This window comes from Bacillus velezensis, from assembly GCF_001461825.1.
Lineage (GTDB): Bacteria > Bacillota > Bacilli > Bacillales > Bacillaceae > Bacillus > Bacillus velezensis.
The window spans coordinates 279,911-297,391 of the sequence record NZ_LLZC01000012.1; the positions used below are offsets into that span (position 1 = coordinate 279,911).

Sequence of the window (17,481 nt, forward strand, 5' to 3'; positions counted from 1 at the left end):
ATGAATCAAACATTTAACAGACACCGCCGTTTGCGCGCGAACGCTGCGATGAGAGATTTAGTAAAAGAAACACGTCTTCACCCCTCAGATTTTATTTACCCGTTATTTGTCGTTGAAGGACTCGAAGGAAAAAAAGAAGTTCCTTCCATGCCGGGGGTTTATCATGTATCACTCGATTTGTTAAAGGATGAAATGTCTGAGCTGATATCGCTCGGCATTAAGTCAGTCATCGTTTTCGGCGTGCCGGAAGAAAAAGACGCCTGCGGAACCCAGGCTTTTCACGATCACGGCATTGTGCAGAAAGGGATTGCTGAAATTAAAAAGCATTATCCTGAAATGATCGTAATCGCTGATACGTGTCTCTGTGAATACACGGATCACGGCCATTGCGGCGTCGTGAAAGACGGAGAAATCCTCAATGACGAGTCGCTTGAACTGCTGGCGCAGACAGCCGTCAGCCAGGCCAAAGCAGGCGCTGACATCATCGCTCCTTCAAATATGATGGACGGTTTTGTCACAGTGATCAGAGAAGCGCTCGACAAAGAAGGATTCACGAATATTCCGATCATGTCTTATGCCGTGAAATATTCAAGTGAATTTTACGGTCCGTTCCGCGACGCGGCTGACAGCACGCCGCAGTTCGGAGACCGAAAAACATATCAGATGGATCCGGCCAACCGCTTGGAAGCGCTCCGTGAGGCTGAATCAGACGCGGCAGAAGGCGCTGACTTTTTAATCGTCAAACCGTCTATGTCATACTTAGATATTATGCGTGATGTGAAAAACCGCCATCACCTGCCGCTGGTCGCATATAATGTGAGCGGGGAGTATTCCATGGTGAAAGCGGCAGCCCAAAACGGCTGGATTAAAGAAAAAGAAATGGTGCTGGAAATTTTAACGAGCATGAAACGTGCAGGAGCCGATCTGATTATGACGTATCATGCAAAAGACGCAGCAAAATGGCTTGCTGAGTAACGATTTCATTTGACGGGAGCTGAGGCAGATGAGAAGCTATGAAAAATCAAAAGCCGCTTTTAAAGAAGCGCAGAAACTGATGCCGGGCGGAGTGAACAGCCCGGTGCGCGCGTTTAAATCAGTTGATATGGACCCGATCTTTATGCAGCGCGGAAAAGGATCGAAAATTTTTGATATTGACGGCAATGAATATATCGACTACGTCCTGAGCTGGGGGCCGCTCATTTTGGGCCACACAAATGACCGGGTCGTTGAAAGCCTGAAAAAAGTAGCCGAGAACGGGACAAGTTTCGGGGCATCTACTGAGGTGGAAAACGAACTGGCCAAATTGGTCATTGACCGTGTGCCGTCTGTTGAAATCGTGCGGATGGTCAGCTCCGGCACAGAGGCGACAATGAGCGCCCTGCGTCTGGCAAGAGGATATACCGGCCGCAACAAAATTTTGAAATTCGAAGGCTGTTACCACGGCCATGGCGATTCGCTGCTGATCAAAGCGGGATCCGGAGTGGCGACACTCGGCCTGCCGGACAGCCCGGGCGTGCCGGAAGGAATAGCAATGAATACGATTACCGTTCCATACAACGACTTGGAAAGCGTTGCACTCGCATTCCGGGAGTACGGTGAAGATATTGCCGGGGTCATTGTTGAACCGGTAGCAGGCAATATGGGCGTTGTTCCGCCGCAGGAAGGCTTTTTACAAGGACTTCGCGACATTACGGAACAGTATGGCGCGCTGCTCATTTTTGACGAGGTCATGACCGGTTTTCGCGTGGATTATAACTGTGCGCAAGGGTATTTCGGCGTGACGCCTGACTTAACGTGTCTCGGCAAAGTCATCGGCGGCGGTCTTCCTGTCGGTGCGTATGGCGGAAAAGCTGACATTATGGAACGAATCGCGCCGAGCGGTCCGATCTACCAGGCGGGAACATTGTCAGGAAATCCGCTTGCCATGACAGCGGGACTTGAGACGCTACAGCAGCTCACACCTGAATCTTACCAAGAATTTGTGAAAAAAGGCGATATGCTTGAAGAAGGCATTTCAAAAGCAGCTGCAGCACATGGCATTCCGCACACGTTTAACCGGGCGGGTTCCATGATCGGCTTCTTTTTCACAAATGAGCCTGTCATTAACTATGAAGCAGCCAAATCTTCTGATTTAAAGCTGTTCGCCAAATATTATAAAGGGATGGCCGACGCAGGCGTATTTCTGCCGCCGTCTCAATTTGAAGGATTGTTTCTCTCCACTGCGCATACAATGGAGGATATTGAAAAAACCATTCAAGCCGCTGAGAAAGTGTTCCAGGCGATCAGCCGCTGATAACGAAAAGCCGATGCAAGCAAGACTTGTATCGGCTTTTTTCAATGCCTCCATTATCATATTTTCCCGGATTGCGGCATACACCTTTAGTGACATCTAATTGTATGGATTAGATGAAAGGAGGATATGAACTTGCCGCATAATCACCGATTGCAATTTTCTGTTGAAGAATCAATCTGTTTCCAAAAAGGACAGGAAGTTTCTGAATTACTTTCGATTTCATTAGACCCTGACATCAGGGTGCAGGAAGTAAATGATTATGTCTCAATTAAAGGATCATTAGAACTTACTGGCGAGTACAACATAGATCACAGCAGTCATTTTGAAGAGCTTGATAGGGAGCTGAGGCATGTAGAGGAAGTGAGGGCGAGGGAGGATGGCACGGCCGAGCTCATTCATTGTTTCCCGGTGGACATCACGATTCCGAAAAATAAAGTGAGCCACCTCAATGATGTTTTCGTATTTATTGATGCCTTTGATTATCAGCTGACGGATTCAAGGATCTTAACCATTCAAGCTGATTTGGCAATTGAAGGGCTGCTTGAGGAATCCGAGCCAAAAGAGCCGGAGATCCCTTTGTACGTGGCGCCTGAATTTGCCAGAGAAGAAATGATCAATCTTGCCGGACATTATTCTGAGGACGAAAACGAACCAGAATTAATGATACGCCATGAGCCTGAAATACCTTTGACTGTATCAGAAGAAGCAGCACAAGAAACCGAGAAGAACGAGGAAGAAACTCCGCCTTTACTCAGGCAGGAGGAAGAAGAGCCGGAGACTGCTCCGATTCTGAGGGAACGGGAAGAAGAAGAGCAGGAAGCAGCCCCGATTCTGAGAGAGCGGGAAGAAGAAGAGCAGGAAGCAGCCCCGATTCTGAGGGAGCGGGAAGAAGAAGAGCAGGAAACTGCCCCGATTCTGAGGGAACACAAAGAAGAAGAGCATGAGACTGCCCCGATTCTGAGGGAGCAGGAAGAAGAAGAGCATGAGACTGCCCCGATTCTGAGGGAGCAAGAAGAAGAAGAGCATGAGACTGCCCCGATTCTGAGGGAGCGGGAAGAAGAAGAGCATGAGACTGCCCCGATTCTGAGGGAGCAGGAAGAGGTGCCGAAACCTGTTTCCTTTACTGAGCCTCCTCCTCCCGTTTCCTTTCAACACGAAGAAGAGCCGGAAGAAGCTGAGGAGCCTGCAATCATGTCGGCTGTGAGGAATGAACCTGTATTTGAGGATGATTCAGCAGAAGTGCAGGAAGAGCCAAAAGATGATAACGAGCCGGTTTTCCCTGCGTTCACTCTGACTCCGCATGCGGAAAAACCAAAAATTGCGGAACAGCCCTTCCTTCAAAAAGAAGAGCAGCCAGAGGCCGAGCCGCTTCTCCGTCAGAGCGATCATGAGGCGGCAGAAGACGAAGATGAGCCTGCGGTTTTTCAAGAAGAGCAGGCGCCCGTTTATCGCGAGTTCGTTCCGGAACAGCAGGAAGAGGAGTTTTACAGCGCTCCTAAGCTGCTTGAAGAAGAGGCTCATGATGAAGAAGGGTTTGAAATTGAGGTAAGGAAGATGGCGCAGCCGGAGGAGGAAACCGGGAAGCCTCTCGATTTGTCTTTTCAGTTTTCCAAACTGCCGCCTGAGGAGCCGGCGCAAGCTGAACCGCCTGAGCCGCTTAAGTCTGAAAGAAAGAATGAAGAAGCGGCACCGGGAACCGAGCAGAAGGAAAATGACAACTCTCATTACTTGACAAAATTATTTACAAGGGAAGAAGAAAAGTTTTCAAGAATGAAAATTTGTATCGTACAGCAGCAAGATACTATCGACCGGGTGTGTGAACGATATGACATAACATCCCAGCAGCTCATCAGAACGAATGCTTTATCGTTTGATGACGAGCTTGAAGAAGGTCAGCTTCTGTATATACCTGAATATAATAACAGCCATGCGTAAGCACAAAGAGGCCGTAAAAATGTGGTGAATGGAATGGAAGCAGTCCAATCAGTGCTTCAGGAATACGGGCTGGCGGCAGAGTATATTGAGCCTGTCAGCCCGCATGTTTGGAAGGTCTACTCAAACTACGGCATTTTTGCTTTGAAACAGCTCAAGCCGGCCCGCAGCAGTGAATTTACGGATCTTATGATTGAGATTGAGGAGAAAGGCTACCGTTCGTTTGTGCCGATCTGCCGCACGTATGCCGGCGATTTTTTTGCGGGAAGACAGACGGAGAATTCTTATTATTTAATGCCTTGGCTTCAGTACGATCAGGAAGAAGAACGGGATCAAAAACATGTTTACCTTTTTAAAGAGGTCGCGAAGCTCCACTCCGCGACTGTGCGGGACATCCAAATCCGGACTGAAGATATCAGCGGCTTTTATGAAGTAACGAAAAGAGATTGGGAAAATGATAAGCTTGTCTATGAACAATTCGCCGACCGGGCGGAAAAAGAGTGGTACCTTTCACCTTTTGAACTGCAGGCTGTTACGTATCTTACAGAAACGGTTTCCGCCGTCAATTTTGCTCTGGAACGTCTGGAAGAATGGTTTGACGCGGCAAAGGATCATGACAAGACGAGAGCGGTGATCAACCACGGCAGCTTATCGAGCCGCCACTTTCTGTATAATGATGCGGGATCGGGCTTTTTCACGAATTTCGAGAAAGCTGCGCTGGGCCCTCCGCAAAACGACCTGCTCGGCTTTTACTCCAGAATGTTCAGAAGCTATCCGAAAGCATGCCCGGAGTGTCTGGACTGGTTTTATACGTATCACAAATCATTCCCGCTCCGTGAAGCGGAAATCAGCCTGTTTCTCAGCTATATGGCTTATCCGTCCGCCATGTACAAAGTGCTGAAACGGTATCAGACCGGCCAAAGGGGCTCTGAAAAAGAAGAGTGCACGCAATTATTAAGAGCGTTTTGGCAGATGAAAAATGTTGAGCCTTTTCTCATGAAGGTTCATCAGATTGAGCGGGAGAAAAAAATAAAAGCGGAAAACGAGTCCTCTTCATAACGGGACTCGTTTTTTTATATCCATTCCAAATGCAGGGCGCACGCTAAAAACAGCAGGATGGCAAGCAGCAGGACATCAAAAGTCGTCGGAAAGAAAATCGTCCTGATCCCCTGAAAGATCGTAATCGGGATAATGACTTGCACGGATACAAGGCGGACCTGTCTGGCCCACTGGGGGAGCGAATAAGAATTGAATTTTTTTCTCACGGGCAATTCCTCCTCACATTCGCCTTTCTATGTATCGTATGTAAGGGAAAGGGCGGGGTGCATGCCCATTTATGTATGACGGCAGCGGTTTTTGGAAAAGATGATTGACGAATCAAAAACACTTTTACTATAATAAAGAACATAATAAATAAGATCATGAGCTGATATAAATACACCTGCTTTGAACGGGAAGAGTACAAGAAAGACGCATGAAGAGAGAGAAGCTACTGTGCTGAAAGGCTTCTTATGCCGTCTCATTGGAAGGTCGCCCGGGAGCATAATTTCTTGAACATACAGTAGAGAAATTCGGGCCGCACCCGTTATCCGTTTAAGTGCATGAACAAATCTGTTCATGAAAAAAGGTGGTACCGCGAAAGAGCTTTTCGTCCTTTATCAGGATGAAGGCTCTTTTTTAGTTGCTCAGCCATTTCTAAACATGCTGGAGGGTTATCATGGATACAAATGAACAAACAATGCCGACAAAATATGATCCATCTGCGATTGAAAAAGGCCGCTATGATTTTTGGCTGAAAGGAAAATATTTTGAAGCGGGCGGCGATCAAACGAAACAGCCGTATTCTGTCGTCATTCCGCCGCCGAACGTGACGGGCAGGCTGCACCTCGGACATGCGTGGGATACGACGCTGCAAGATATCGTTACGCGTATGAAACGCATGCAGGGCTATGACGTGCTCTGGCTTCCGGGCATGGACCACGCCGGCATCGCCACTCAGGCAAAAGTCGAAGCGAAACTCCGTGAACAGGGCACAAGCCGTTATGACCTCGGCCGTGAAAAGTTTTTAGAAGAAACGTGGAAGTGGAAAGAAGAGTATGCTGATTTCATCCGCAGCCAATGGGCCAAGATGGGACTCGGACTCGATTATTCGCGCGAACGTTTCACTCTTGATGAAGGGCTGAATAAAGCCGTGCGGGAAGTATTCGTCAAGCTGTACGAGAAAGGCTTGATTTACAGAGGCGAATATATCATCAACTGGGACCCTGCCACAAAAACGGCTTTATCCGATATTGAAGTGATTTACAAAGACGTACAGGGCGCGTTTTATCATTTGCGCTACCCGTTAGCAGACGGTTCAGGCTCAATTGAAATCGCGACCACCCGTCCGGAAACGATGCTTGGCGACACGGCTGTCGCGGTTCATCCTGAAGATGAGCGCTACAAGCACTTAATCGGCAAAACGGTGATTCTGCCGATTACAAACCGCGAAATTCCGATCGTCGGCGATGATTATGTTGATATGGAATTCGGATCAGGCGCCGTTAAAATCACGCCTGCCCATGACCCGAATGACTTTGAACTCGGAAACCGCCACAATTTAGAGCGGATTCTCGTCATGAATGAAGACGGAACAATGAATGAAAAAGCGCTGCAATATAACGGCATGGACCGGTTTGAATGCCGCAAAAAACTCGTCAAAGATCTTCAGGAATCCGGCGTTCTCTTTAAAATCGAAGACCATATGCATTCTGTCGGCCACAGTGAAAGAAGCGGCGCCGTTGTTGAGCCGTACCTGTCCACACAATGGTTTGTCAAAATGCAGCCGCTGGCCGATGCTGCGGTTGACCTTCAGTCAAAAGAAGAGAAAGTTCACTTCGTTCCTGACCGGTTCGAGAAAACGTACCTGCACTGGATGGAAAATATCCGTGATTGGTGTATTTCCCGTCAGCTGTGGTGGGGCCACCGCATCCCGGCTTGGTATCATAAAGAAACAAAAGAAGTGTACGTCGGCCTTGAGGCGCCTGAGGACAGTGAAAATTGGGAACAGGATTCAGACGTGCTTGATACATGGTTCAGCTCCGCGCTTTGGCCGTTTTCTACAATGGGCTGGCCTGATGAAAACGCTGAAGACTTTAAGCGGTATTACTCAACCGATGTTCTTGTAACGGGATATGACATCATTTTCTTCTGGGTATCCCGGATGATTTTCCAAGGTCTTGAGTTTACCGGCGAGCGTCCGTTCAAAGACGTGCTGATTCACGGCTTAATCCGTGACGAGCAGGGCAGAAAAATGAGTAAATCCCTTGGGAACGGCGTGGACCCGATGGATGTCATCGACAAGTACGGAGCGGATTCCCTGCGCTATTTCCTGGCAACCGGAAGTTCACCGGGACAGGATCTCCGTTTCAGCTATGAAAAAGTGGAATCCACATGGAATTTCGCAAATAAAATTTGGAACGCCTCCCGTTTTGCATTAATGAACATGGACGGCATGACGTATGACGAGCTTGATCTGTCCGGTGAAAAATCAGTTGCTGATAAGTGGATCCTCACAAGACTGAATGAAACGATAGAAGACGTAACACAGCTTGCGGATCGTTATGAATTCGGTGAAGTCGGACGCCACCTGTACAACTTTATCTGGGACGATGTGTGCGACTGGTATATCGAAATGGCGAAGCTTCCGCTGTACGGGGAAGATGAAGCGGCGAAGAAAACAACCCGTTCTGTTCTGGCATACGTGCTTGACCAGACGATGCGTCTTCTTCACCCGTTTATGCCATTCTTAACGGAAGAAATCTGGCAGCACCTTCCTCATGAAGGCGAGTCAATCACGATCAGCTCTTGGCCGGTTCCGGTGCCGGAACATACGGATAAAGAGGCAGCGGCGGATATGAAACTGCTCGTCGAATTAATCCGTTCTGTCCGCAATATCCGGAGCGAAGTCAACACGCCGATGAGCAAGCAGGTTGAGCTTTACATTAAAACATCTACGGAAGACATTGCCGGCCGCCTTGAGAAGAACCGTTCTTACGTTGAACGCTTTACGAATCCGAGCACGCTGAAAATCGGGACGGATATCACTGCGGCAGACAAAGCGATGACAGCGGTCGTCACCGGAGCGGAAGTCATTCTGCCGCTTGAAGGGCTGATTAACATTGATGAGGAGATCGCCCGTCTGCAAAAAGAATTCGACAAGCTGACAAAAGAAGTCGAACGCGTTCAGAAAAAACTCGGCAACGAAGGATTCATTAAAAAAGCTCCTGAACATGTCATTGAAGAAGAACGCGGAAAAGAGAAAGACTACACGGCAAAACGCGAAGCTGTCCGGCAGCGGATTGCAGAGCTGAAAGGCTGATAAAACAGCGGGGCGGTTTCCTAAGAAACCGCCTTGTCGTATAAAAGAGGGGATTTCATTGTTTAATACGTACAAAGAAGCGATCAGCTGGATTCACGGCAGACTCAAGTTCGGCGTTAAGCCGGGCCTTCTCCGTATGGAAAAGCTGATGGAAAAACTGGAACACCCGGAAAAGAACATTCGCGCCATTCATGTGGCGGGCACAAACGGCAAAGGATCGACCGTCGCTTTTATCCGTTCCGTGCTTCAAGAAGCCGGTTATACGGTCGGCACGTTCACATCGCCTTACATTATTACGTTTAATGAGCGTATCAGCGTCAACGGCACGCCGATTTCTGATGAGGAATGGAGAACGCTCGTTAATGACATAAAACCGATAGTCGATGAGCTTGATAAGACCGATGCCGGAACGGTGACAGAATTTGAAATCATTACAGCGTGTGCATTTTTATATTTTGCGAAACGGGCTGATATCGATTTTGTCATTTTTGAAGCGGGGCTCGGCGGCACATTTGATTCAACCAATATTGTGAAACCGCTTCTGTCCGTCATTACAAGTATCGGACATGACCATATGGCCATTTTAGGCAATACCATCGAGGAGATCGCCGGGCAGAAAGCCGGTATCATTAAAAATTCCATTCCGGTCATTACGGGCGTCAATCAGCCGGAAGCACTCGGCGTTATTGAAGCGGAAGCCGAAAAAAAGCAGGCTCCGTATCAGTCACTGTATAAAACGTGCAGACTGTTTAATGAAGCGGCGCTTCCGTCCGGTGAAAGCTTTTCGCTGGAAACGGAAACGAAATGCTATGAAAACATTCAAACGTCGCTGATCGGCATTCACCAAAGGCAGAATGCGGCATTGGCGATATTGGCCGCTGAATGGATGAATCGTCTGGGAGCCGCAGTCATTTCTGAAGAAGCAATGCGAAACGGTCTGGAAAAAGCTTCATGGCCGGGCCGGTTTGAACGTCTTCAAAGCCGCCCTTTAGTGTTTGCGGACGGCGCGCATAACGAAGAGGGCGTTGAAACGCTGACAGAAACGATCAGGCAGCGCTTTTCCGATAAAAACGTTCATGTCGTATTCAGCGCATTAAAAGACAAACCGTATCAGGAAATGATTAAAAAGCTTGAAACCGAAGCGGACTCTATTCACTTTGTATCATTTGACTTTCCGCGTGCTTCAAGCGCCGAAGCCCTTTACAATGCAAGCAGTCTTGCGGCTAAGAGCTTCGATGAGAACCCAGACAGTGTGAAAGAATGGATAGAACAAAAAGACGGGGCGGATGATGTCATCATCATTACCGGCTCCTTATATTTTATTTCAGAAATGAGAAAGCGGCTTATCTGACAGCCCCTCGGATGCCCGGCAGACCCTTTTCCGGTTTTGCCGGGTGTTTTTATGCTGAAAATATATTTTCAGCCATTTCAGTCATGGTGTTTTTCTTTGCTATAATCTGAGCCAGATTGATAGTAAAGGTGTGGTCTGAGTGCTTTTGTTTCTGTTTTTTCTCGGCTTGATTTTCGGTTCTTTTTTTTATACAGCAGCGTGCCGTATCCCGCTTCGAATCTCGGTTATTTCGCCGCGTTCAGCCTGTTCGTTTTGCCGCTTGCCGCTCTCCTGGGGGGAGCTTGTGCCCGTCGTTTCCTATATTCTGCAAAGAGGCAGATGCAGAAACTGCCGTGCGAAGCTGTCGGTTATGTATCCGGCGGCGGAATGCTGGACGGCGTGTTTATTCACGGCTGCAGGCATTCATTTCGGTTTCTCAAAAGAACTGTTAGTCGCGCTGTTATTTCTGTCTCTGCTCATGATTGTTACCGTGACGGATCTGCAATATATGCTGATTCCTGACAAGGTTCTGCTGTTTTTTCTTCCGCTTTTCATTGCCGGCCGTATGTTTTCTCCGCTGGATACATGGTATGCAGGGTTTGCCGGAGCCGTTTGCGGATTTTTTCTGCTTGTTTTTATCATGTTTGTCAGTAAAGGAGGCATCGGCGCAGGTGATGTGAAACTGTTTGGGGTGATCGGCCTGCCGCTCGGCGTGAAGCTCGTGCTCATTGCATTCTTTCTTTCCGTTATGATCGGAACCGTATACGGTATGTGCGCCGCAGCCCGGGGCAGGCTTGGTAAAAAGCAGCCATTTCCGTTTGCGCCGGCCATCTCAGCCGGGAGCGCTTTGAGTTATTTATACGGAGAAGAGCTGTTTTCGTTTTACATCAAGCTCGCTTCAGGCGGAGCTTAAAAAATTTGGCGAACGTTTTTTGGACAAGACGACAAAAGTCTTGTTCTTTTTTTTTTCGCCTATGCTAAAGTGTGAACCATGATCAGTTCAAGGTACGGCCAAGACGAATGCAAGGGGGAAGAGACGTTGAAAAAAAGGAAGAGCAAAAAGCACAGCAAAGCAAAAAACAATGCCCTTAAAGTAACCATTAACGGACAAGAAGAAACGATGTATGGACAAGAAGATGTGAAAGAAGGCGGGGAGAAAACCGTCACATTTTCAAATTGGGAGGAAACAAAAAAGGCGGAGCAGGAGACCGCCGCATCCCATGAAGATCCGAAAGAAGAAGATTTCAATTGGGATCATGAGAAGAATTCTAAGGTATTTGAAGATGACCCGAAAGTCGTTCCGCCATACCAGAAGAAAAAAACAGGCCCTCATTTTCCGAAAAAAAAGCAGCCGTCTTCTCCAGTTAAAAAAGCGGTCACGACAATTGCCGTTGCGGCTGTTTTAGGCACCGGGCTCGGCCTTGTCGCCTTAAATATGTCGGGAAGTAAAGAAGCCTCCGCTCCGACATCAGCTGACAAAGGTTCACAAGGGCAGACGGCGAAAGCGGGAGATGTTTCTAAAGACAAATCTGAAACAGCCGGCACAGGAGATGCGGAATCTTCAGAGGGAAACTATAAAACATATGCGGTGCAGGCCGGAAAATTTTCATCAGAAAAAGGAGCGCAAACGCTTGTTGACCAGCTGACTGAAAAAGGATACTCGGCCGTCTCACTGGCAAAAGAAGACGGATACACATACGTGATCGCCGGGCTTGCAGCGGAAAAAAGCTTATCACAGCAATTGGGTCAGACACTGATAGACCATGATTTTGAGGCTTGGGGCGGAAAAGAGCTCAGCTTCGCTGTCGATTCAGGACTGGAAAACTCTTTTAAACAAGCATCTGAGCTCTCCGCCAAAGCGATTACCGGCAAAGATCTTTCAAAAACGGAAGTGGCTGAAGCGGCAAAAGCGGCATCCAGCGCAGACGCCGCTGACAAAAAGCAGAAAGAGGCCGTGCTTCAAGCGCTGAAAGAACTGGAAACGTCGGGTTCGGAATCCGGCTGGAAAGCCCAAAAAGAGCTTTTAAGTGTTGTAAAATAGTATCTCATTTCCCGTCATCCGGCGGGATTTTTTATTTTGTCATCAAAAAGTTATTTTTCTGAAATTGTGGTTGCCCGTTTGATTTGGTAGGATAGACAAGTATCTTTTTTTCTTAAGCAAACCCTGAAAGGATGACAATCATGACAAAACGCTTAATACTCGCATCACAATCTCCGCGAAGAAAAGAACTCCTTAATCTTCTTCAGATTCCTTACAGCATTATTGCAAGCCGCACAGAAGAAAAATTAAATCGAAACCTTTCGCCGGAAGAAAACGTCCAATGTTTGGCCGAGCAAAAAGCCGGTGCTGTATTGGCCGAAAATCCCGATGCAGTCGTTATCGGGGCTGACACGATGGTGTGCATAGACGGCGAATGCCTCGGCAAACCGCATGACAGAGAAGAAGCGGCACACATGCTGCGGAGGCTTTCCGGCCGAAGCCATCAAGTCATTACGGCGGTCAGCATTCAGACGCATGACCGGAAAGAAACGTTCTGTGACACGACGGAAGTGACGTTTTGGCCGCTCAGTGAAGACGACATACAGCTCTACATTGAAACAAAAGAACCGATGGATAAAGCAGGTGCATACGGCATCCAAGGAAAAGGCGCGCTTTTAGTGAAAAAAATAGACGGTGATTTTTATTCTGTCGTCGGGCTTCCTGTCGCTAAAACAATGAGAGCCTTGAAAGAATTTAATATAAAAGCTTGATGTTCAAACCGGGAAGGGGAACAAGGAGGGGTTGATCATCCGTGATCTGCCGTTAAAATTAAGAGATTTCCCCGAAAAAGAAAAACCGAGAGAGCGGCTTCTGCACTTCGGAGCCGAACATCTCTCTAACAATGAATTGCTCGCCATCCTGCTGCGGACGGGAACGAAACATGAGTCCGTCATGAACCTCGCTCACCGGCTGCTGCGGACGTTTGACGGGCTGCGACTGTTAAAAGGCGCCTCTGCCCAGGAGCTTTCCAGCATTCCGGGAATCGGCACGGTGAAAGCCGTTCAGATTCTTGCCGCAATTGAGCTGGGGAGCCGCATTCATAAGACATCCGCCGGGGAGCATTGCGTCATCCGCTCTCCGGAAGACGGGGCGAAGTATGTGATGGAGGATATGCGCTTTTTATCCCAGGAGCATTTTGTCTGTTTATATTTAAATACCAAAAATCAAGTCATTCATAAACGCACCGTTTTTATCGGAAGTCTGAATTCATCTATTGTCCACCCGCGGGAGGTGTTTAAAGAAGCTTTCAAACGATCCGCCGCGTCCTTCATTTGCGTTCACAATCATCCTTCAGGAGATCCTACACCGAGCAGGGAAGATATAGAGGTAACCAGGCGGCTTTTTGAGTGCGGAAATTTAATCGGCATCGAGCTGCTGGATCATTTGGTCATTGGTGACAAAAAATTTGTGAGTTTAAAGGAAAAAGGATATTTGTAACACTTTTTTTTTCGTTGATTTAAGATATAATAGATTTTATGAGTTTTTCCCTTTAGGGTATTTTTGCTTTAAGAAAGGAAGATACATACATATGTTCGGAATTGGTACAAGAGACCTTGGTATAGATTTGGGAACCGCGAATACGCTTGTGTTTGTTAAAGGTAAAGGAATCGTAGTGAGAGAGCCGTCTGTCGTTGCTCTGCAAACGGATACGAAGTCCATCGTTGCGGTCGGTAACGATGCGAAAAACATGATCGGAAGAACTCCGGGCAACGTGGTTGCGCTCCGTCCGATGAAAGACGGCGTTATCGCTGACTATGAAACAACTGCGACAATGATGAAATACTACATTAATCAGGCTGTGAAAAATAAAGGATTGTTTGCGAGAAAGCCTTACGTTATGGTGTGTGTGCCGTCAGGTATTACGGCCGTTGAAGAACGGGCGGTCATCGACGCGACAAGACAAGCGGGCGCACGTGACGCTTATCCGATTGAAGAACCGTTTGCGGCAGCAATCGGCGCGAATCTTCCGGTATGGGAGCCGACGGGCAGCATGGTCGTTGATATCGGCGGCGGAACAACTGAAGTGGCGATCATTTCTTTAGGCGGCATTGTTACGTCTCAGTCAATCCGCGTAGCCGGTGACGAAATGGACGACTCAATCATCAGCTATATCAGAAAAACATATAATCTGATGATCGGTGACCGTACGGCGGAAGCTATTAAAATGGAAATCGGTTCAGCAGAAACCGGTGAAGAAAATGCGTCAATGGAAATCCGCGGCCGCGATCTTCTGACAGGTCTGCCGAAAACGATCGAAATCACGGGAACGGAAATTGCAAATGCACTGCGTGATACAGTTCTCTCAATCGTTGACGCGGTGAAGAGCACGCTTGAAAAAACACCGCCTGAGCTGGCCGCTGACATTATGGACAGAGGTATTGTATTAACAGGGGGAGGCGCCCTGCTCCGCAATCTCGACAAAGTCATCAGCGACGAAACGAAAATGCCTGTTCTTATCGCTGAAGATCCGCTGGATTGTGTTGCGATCGGCACTGGAAAAGCACTGGAGCACATCCATCTTTTCAAAGGAAAAACAAGATAATCAGGAGTTAAATAGAAGAGGTGTATCACGATGCCGAACAAACGGTTAATGCTATTACTTCTGTGTATTATCATATTGGTGGCTATGATTGGATTCTCGCTGAAGAACGGCCGTAATACCACCTGGCCTGAAAAGCTGATCGGTGATACGACGGGAGTATTTCAAAACATTTTTCACACGCCTGCCGAATATTTTGCAGGGTTCTTCGGGGACATAAAAGACCTGAAAAACACGTACAAGGAAAACGAACGCTTAAGACAAAAGCTGGACGGACAGACACAATATGAAGCGAAGCTCCAAGAACTCAAAGATGAAAACAAGAAGCTGCGTGATGAACTCGGGCATGTCAAATCAATTTCCGACTATGATCCGATTTTAGCGACCGTTATCGCCAGAAACCCTGATCAATGGTACAAGCAGATCATGATCAATAAGGGAACGAAGCAGAAAGTGGCCAAAGACATGGCTGTCACGAACGAAAAGGGTGCGCTGGTCGGGAAGATCAAAAGCAGCGGACTCAACAGTTTCACATCCGCCGTTCAGCTGCTGAGCGATGTTGACCGCAATAACAGAGTGGCCACCAAAATCTCCGGCAAAAAGGGAAGCAAAGGCTACGGTTTAATTGAAGGGTACGATAAAAAGAAACAGACCCTGAAAATGACCATCCTTGAGCCGGATGAAAAACGTGAAGTGAAAAAAGGCGACCTCGTGGAGACATCTGGAACGGGCGGCGTATTTCCTCAAGGGCTGACGGTCGGGGAAGTGACCGATGTAGAATCAGATGCTTACGGCCTGACGAAAATCGCTTACGTGAAACCGGCTGCCGACCTGTACGATCTTGACCATGTCATCGTCGTGAACCGAAGCGTAGCAACAGGGGAGGAAGGATCGTGAAACGTTTCCTTCTCCCTTTGATTATGATTTTGGTCTTTTGTGCGGAAAGCATCTATACGGATCTGGTGCGTTTTCCTTTCGTTTCCGTCGAGCAGCAGGTCGTTCCGCATTTTCTTTTGCTTGCGCTGATTTTTATGTCCGCTTATATCAACCAAAAGCATGCGGTGATCTACGGTTTGATTTTCGGATTTCTTTATGACATCAATTATACGGGTGTTTTAGGCGTTTATATGTTTGGTTTTGCCGGTTTATGCTATCTGGCGGCCAAAGCGTTTAAAGTGCTGCAGACAAACGCCCTGATGGTCATTCTGGTCGCGGTGCTGAGCGTATGTGTGCTTGAATTTTACGTCTACGGCATTCAGACGTTAATCCGCAGCGGCACAATGACGTTTAACGATTTTGTCATTCAGCGGTTCTTGCCGACTGCTTTGCTGAATATTGCGGGGGCCGTTATATTAGTCCTGCCCTTCAGGCTGTTTTATATAAGTCTGAAGAAAGAATTAAGAGATGAGTAAAAAGGATTTTATCTTTTTTTGACGAAAAGAGTATGTTGTTGAGGTGAACATTGATGAAGACCAAAAAGCAGCAATATGTAACAATAAAAGGAACAAAAAACGGCTTAACATTGCATCTGGATGATGCATGTTCTTTTGATGAGCTTCTCGATGGTCTTCAAAACATGCTGTCGATTGAACAATATACTGATGGCAAAGGCCAAAAAATCAGTGTTCATATTAAACTCGGGCATCGGTATCTGTATCAGGAACAGGCAGAGCAGCTGACTGATCTGATCGCGTCAAAGAAAGATTTAGTCGTGCATTCAATTGACAGTGAAGTCATCGCCAAAGAAGAAGCGCAGCGGATGAAAGAGGAGCAGGAAATTGTTTCTGTTTCCAAAATCGTCCGTTCGGGCCAGGTGCTTCACGTGACGGGAGATTTGCTTTTAATCGGAGATGTGAATCCCGGCGGTACGATCAGAGCCGGAGGAAATATATTTGTTCTCGGTTCATTAAAAGGGATTGCCCACGCGGGTTATAACGGAAATAACCGGGCTGTGATCGCCGCATCCGAAATGATGCCGACACAATTGAGGATCAATCACGTGTTAAATCGCTCCCCAGACCACATTCAAAAAGGGAACGACATGGAATGTGCTTATTTAGATACTGACGGAAATATGGTCATTGAACGCCTTCAGCAATTGGCTCATTTAAGACCTGATCTAACAAGGCTTGAGGGAGGAATGTGAAATTGGGTGAGGCTATCGTAATAACTTCGGGAAAAGGCGGAGTAGGTAAAACAACAACATCTGCAAACCTCGGTACCGCCTTAGCCATTTTAGGGAAGCGCGTCTGTTTGGTAGACACAGATATCGGACTGCGCAACCTTGATGTCGTAATGGGTCTTGAAAACAGAATTATTTACGACTTAGTAGATGTAATTGAAGGCAGATGCAAGACGCATCAGGCGCTTGTCAAAGACAAACGTTTTGATGATCTGCTTCATTTAATGCCGGCTGCCCAGACAAGCGACAAGACGGCTGTTGTCCCTGAGCAGATCAAATCGCTTGTGCAGGAGCTTAAGCAGGAATTTGATTATGTCATTATTGATTGTCCGGCCGGAATTGAACAAGGCTATAAAAATGCCGTCTCCGGAGCTGATAAGGCGATTGTTGTGACGACGCCGGAAATATCAGCGGTGCGGGACGCTGACCGCATTATCGGACTTTTGGAGCAGGAAGATATTGAACCGCCGCGCCTTATCGTGAACCGCATCAGAAATCACCTGGTGAAAAACGGTGACACGATGGATGTGGATGAAGTTGTTCATCATCTGTCTATTGATCTCCTCGGAATCGTTGCTGACGATGATGAAGTGATCAGGGCTTCAAATATCGGCGAACCGATTGCCATGAATTCCAAAAACCGCGCCAGCATTGCGTACCGCAATATCGCCCGGCGCATTTTAGGAGAATCCGTTCCTTTGCAGGTGCTTGAAGAGCAGCAAAAAGGGATGATGGCGAAAATCAAGTCATTTTTCGGCGTGCGTTCATAATATATACCAGAATACAAAGATCTGATGAAGCCCA

The 17,481-nt window shown here is 47.6% G+C and carries 16 protein-coding genes and 1 other annotated feature; of the genes, 15 read left to right on the forward strand and 1 reads right to left on the reverse strand.

Annotated features, from left to right (window positions below; genetic code table 11):
- The 4 genes from hemB to ysxE all read left to right on the forward strand — a co-directional run bounded on the left by hemB (position 1) and on the right by ysxE (position 5,284).
- Positions 1-975 (forward strand): porphobilinogen synthase, encoded by a 975-nt coding sequence (gene hemB / locus AR442_RS05565; RefSeq protein WP_101560370.1) that lies wholly within the window; start codon positions 1-3, stop codon positions 973-975.
- 28 nt (positions 976-1,003) lie between these two features.
- Positions 1,004-2,293, forward strand: a complete 1,290-nt coding sequence (hemL, locus tag AR442_RS05570) for a glutamate-1-semialdehyde 2,1-aminomutase (RefSeq protein ID WP_014418553.1) — start codon at positions 1,004-1,006, stop codon at positions 2,291-2,293.
- Positions 2,294-2,425: 132 nt separating this feature from the next.
- Positions 2,426-4,228: a LysM peptidoglycan-binding domain-containing protein gene (locus AR442_RS05575; RefSeq protein ID WP_014418552.1), complete on the forward strand. Its 1,803-nt coding sequence runs from the start codon at positions 2,426-2,428 to the stop codon at positions 4,226-4,228.
- Between the two features lie 33 nt (positions 4,229-4,261).
- Positions 4,262-5,284 (forward strand): spore coat protein YsxE, encoded by a 1,023-nt coding sequence (gene ysxE, locus AR442_RS05580; RefSeq protein ID WP_014418551.1) that lies wholly within the window; start codon positions 4,262-4,264, stop codon positions 5,282-5,284.
- A gap of 14 nt (positions 5,285-5,298) precedes the next feature.
- On the opposite strand, the gene AR442_RS05585 is transcribed toward ysxE, so the two are convergent.
- Positions 5,299-5,490 carry a hypothetical protein gene (locus AR442_RS05585; RefSeq protein WP_003152639.1) on the reverse strand — a complete coding sequence of 64 codons (192 nt, stop codon included), beginning with the start codon at positions 5,488-5,490 and terminating at the stop codon, positions 5,299-5,301.
- 172 nt (positions 5,491-5,662) lie between these two features.
- Positions 5,663-5,884: a binding site (T-box leader), on the forward strand.
- Between the two features lie 58 nt (positions 5,885-5,942).
- Here AR442_RS05585 and AR442_RS05590 point away from each other — a divergent pair.
- The 11 genes from AR442_RS05590 to minD all read left to right on the forward strand — a co-directional run bounded on the left by AR442_RS05590 (position 5,943) and on the right by minD (position 17,447).
- Positions 5,943-8,585, forward strand: coding sequence for a valine--tRNA ligase (locus tag AR442_RS05590; protein ID WP_014418550.1), 2,643 nt, complete (start codon positions 5,943-5,945; stop codon positions 8,583-8,585).
- A gap of 58 nt (positions 8,586-8,643) precedes the next feature.
- Positions 8,644-9,936 (forward strand): bifunctional folylpolyglutamate synthase/dihydrofolate synthase, encoded by a 1,293-nt coding sequence (locus AR442_RS05595; protein ID WP_014418549.1) that lies wholly within the window; start codon positions 8,644-8,646, stop codon positions 9,934-9,936.
- Between the two features lie 139 nt (positions 9,937-10,075).
- A complete protein-coding gene (locus AR442_RS05600; RefSeq protein ID WP_014418548.1) occupies positions 10,076-10,828 on the forward strand; it encodes a prepilin peptidase in 753 nt (250 codons plus the stop codon).
- A gap of 126 nt (positions 10,829-10,954) precedes the next feature.
- Positions 10,955-11,956 (forward strand): SPOR domain-containing protein, encoded by a 1,002-nt coding sequence (locus AR442_RS05605; protein WP_014418547.1) that lies wholly within the window; start codon positions 10,955-10,957, stop codon positions 11,954-11,956.
- A gap of 140 nt (positions 11,957-12,096) precedes the next feature.
- Entirely contained in the window at positions 12,097-12,666 is a 570-nt protein-coding gene (locus AR442_RS05610) for a Maf family protein (RefSeq protein WP_012118105.1), read from the forward strand.
- A gap of 31 nt (positions 12,667-12,697) precedes the next feature.
- Entirely contained in the window at positions 12,698-13,393 is a 696-nt protein-coding gene (radC, locus tag AR442_RS05615) for a RadC family protein (protein WP_007408165.1), read from the forward strand.
- A gap of 91 nt (positions 13,394-13,484) precedes the next feature.
- Positions 13,485-14,498 (forward strand): cell shape-determining protein MreB, encoded by a 1,014-nt coding sequence (mreB, locus tag AR442_RS05620; protein ID WP_003152647.1) that lies wholly within the window; start codon positions 13,485-13,487, stop codon positions 14,496-14,498.
- Positions 14,499-14,528: 30 nt separating this feature from the next.
- The gene (gene mreC / locus AR442_RS05625) at positions 14,529-15,392 is read left to right on the forward strand and encodes a rod shape-determining protein MreC (RefSeq protein WP_007408166.1); all 864 of its coding nucleotides are present in this window, start codon (positions 14,529-14,531) and stop codon (positions 15,390-15,392) included.
- The gene (gene mreD / locus AR442_RS05630) at positions 15,389-15,907 is read left to right on the forward strand and encodes a rod shape-determining protein MreD (protein ID WP_007408167.1); all 519 of its coding nucleotides are present in this window, start codon (positions 15,389-15,391) and stop codon (positions 15,905-15,907) included. Before mreC ends, mreD begins: the two co-directional genes overlap by 4 nt.
- A gap of 53 nt (positions 15,908-15,960) precedes the next feature.
- Positions 15,961-16,641: a septum site-determining protein MinC gene (gene minC / locus AR442_RS05635; protein ID WP_003152653.1), complete on the forward strand. Its 681-nt coding sequence runs from the start codon at positions 15,961-15,963 to the stop codon at positions 16,639-16,641.
- Between the two features lie 2 nt (positions 16,642-16,643).
- Positions 16,644-17,447: a septum site-determining protein MinD gene (gene minD / locus AR442_RS05640; protein WP_003152655.1), complete on the forward strand. Its 804-nt coding sequence runs from the start codon at positions 16,644-16,646 to the stop codon at positions 17,445-17,447.
- Positions 17,448-17,481 lie beyond the last annotated feature (34 nt).

Coding starts and splice junctions, on each gene's coding strand:
- hemB (WP_101560370.1), top strand. CDS start 1: ATGAATCAAACATTTAACAGACACCGCCGTTTGCGCGCGAACGCTGCG.
- hemL (WP_014418553.1), top strand. CDS start 1,004: ATGAGAAGCTATGAAAAATCAAAAGCCGCTTTTAAAGAAGCGCAGAAA.
- ysxE (WP_014418551.1), top strand. CDS start 4,262: ATGGAAGCAGTCCAATCAGTGCTTCAGGAATACGGGCTGGCGGCAGAG.
- AR442_RS05590 (WP_014418550.1), top strand. CDS start 5,943: ATGGATACAAATGAACAAACAATGCCGACAAAATATGATCCATCTGCG.
- AR442_RS05610 (WP_012118105.1), top strand. CDS start 12,097: ATGACAAAACGCTTAATACTCGCATCACAATCTCCGCGAAGAAAAGAA.
- mreB (WP_003152647.1), top strand. CDS start 13,485: ATGTTCGGAATTGGTACAAGAGACCTTGGTATAGATTTGGGAACCGCG.
- mreC (WP_007408166.1), top strand. CDS start 14,529: ATGCCGAACAAACGGTTAATGCTATTACTTCTGTGTATTATCATATTG.
- minC (WP_003152653.1), top strand. CDS start 15,961: ATGAAGACCAAAAAGCAGCAATATGTAACAATAAAAGGAACAAAAAAC.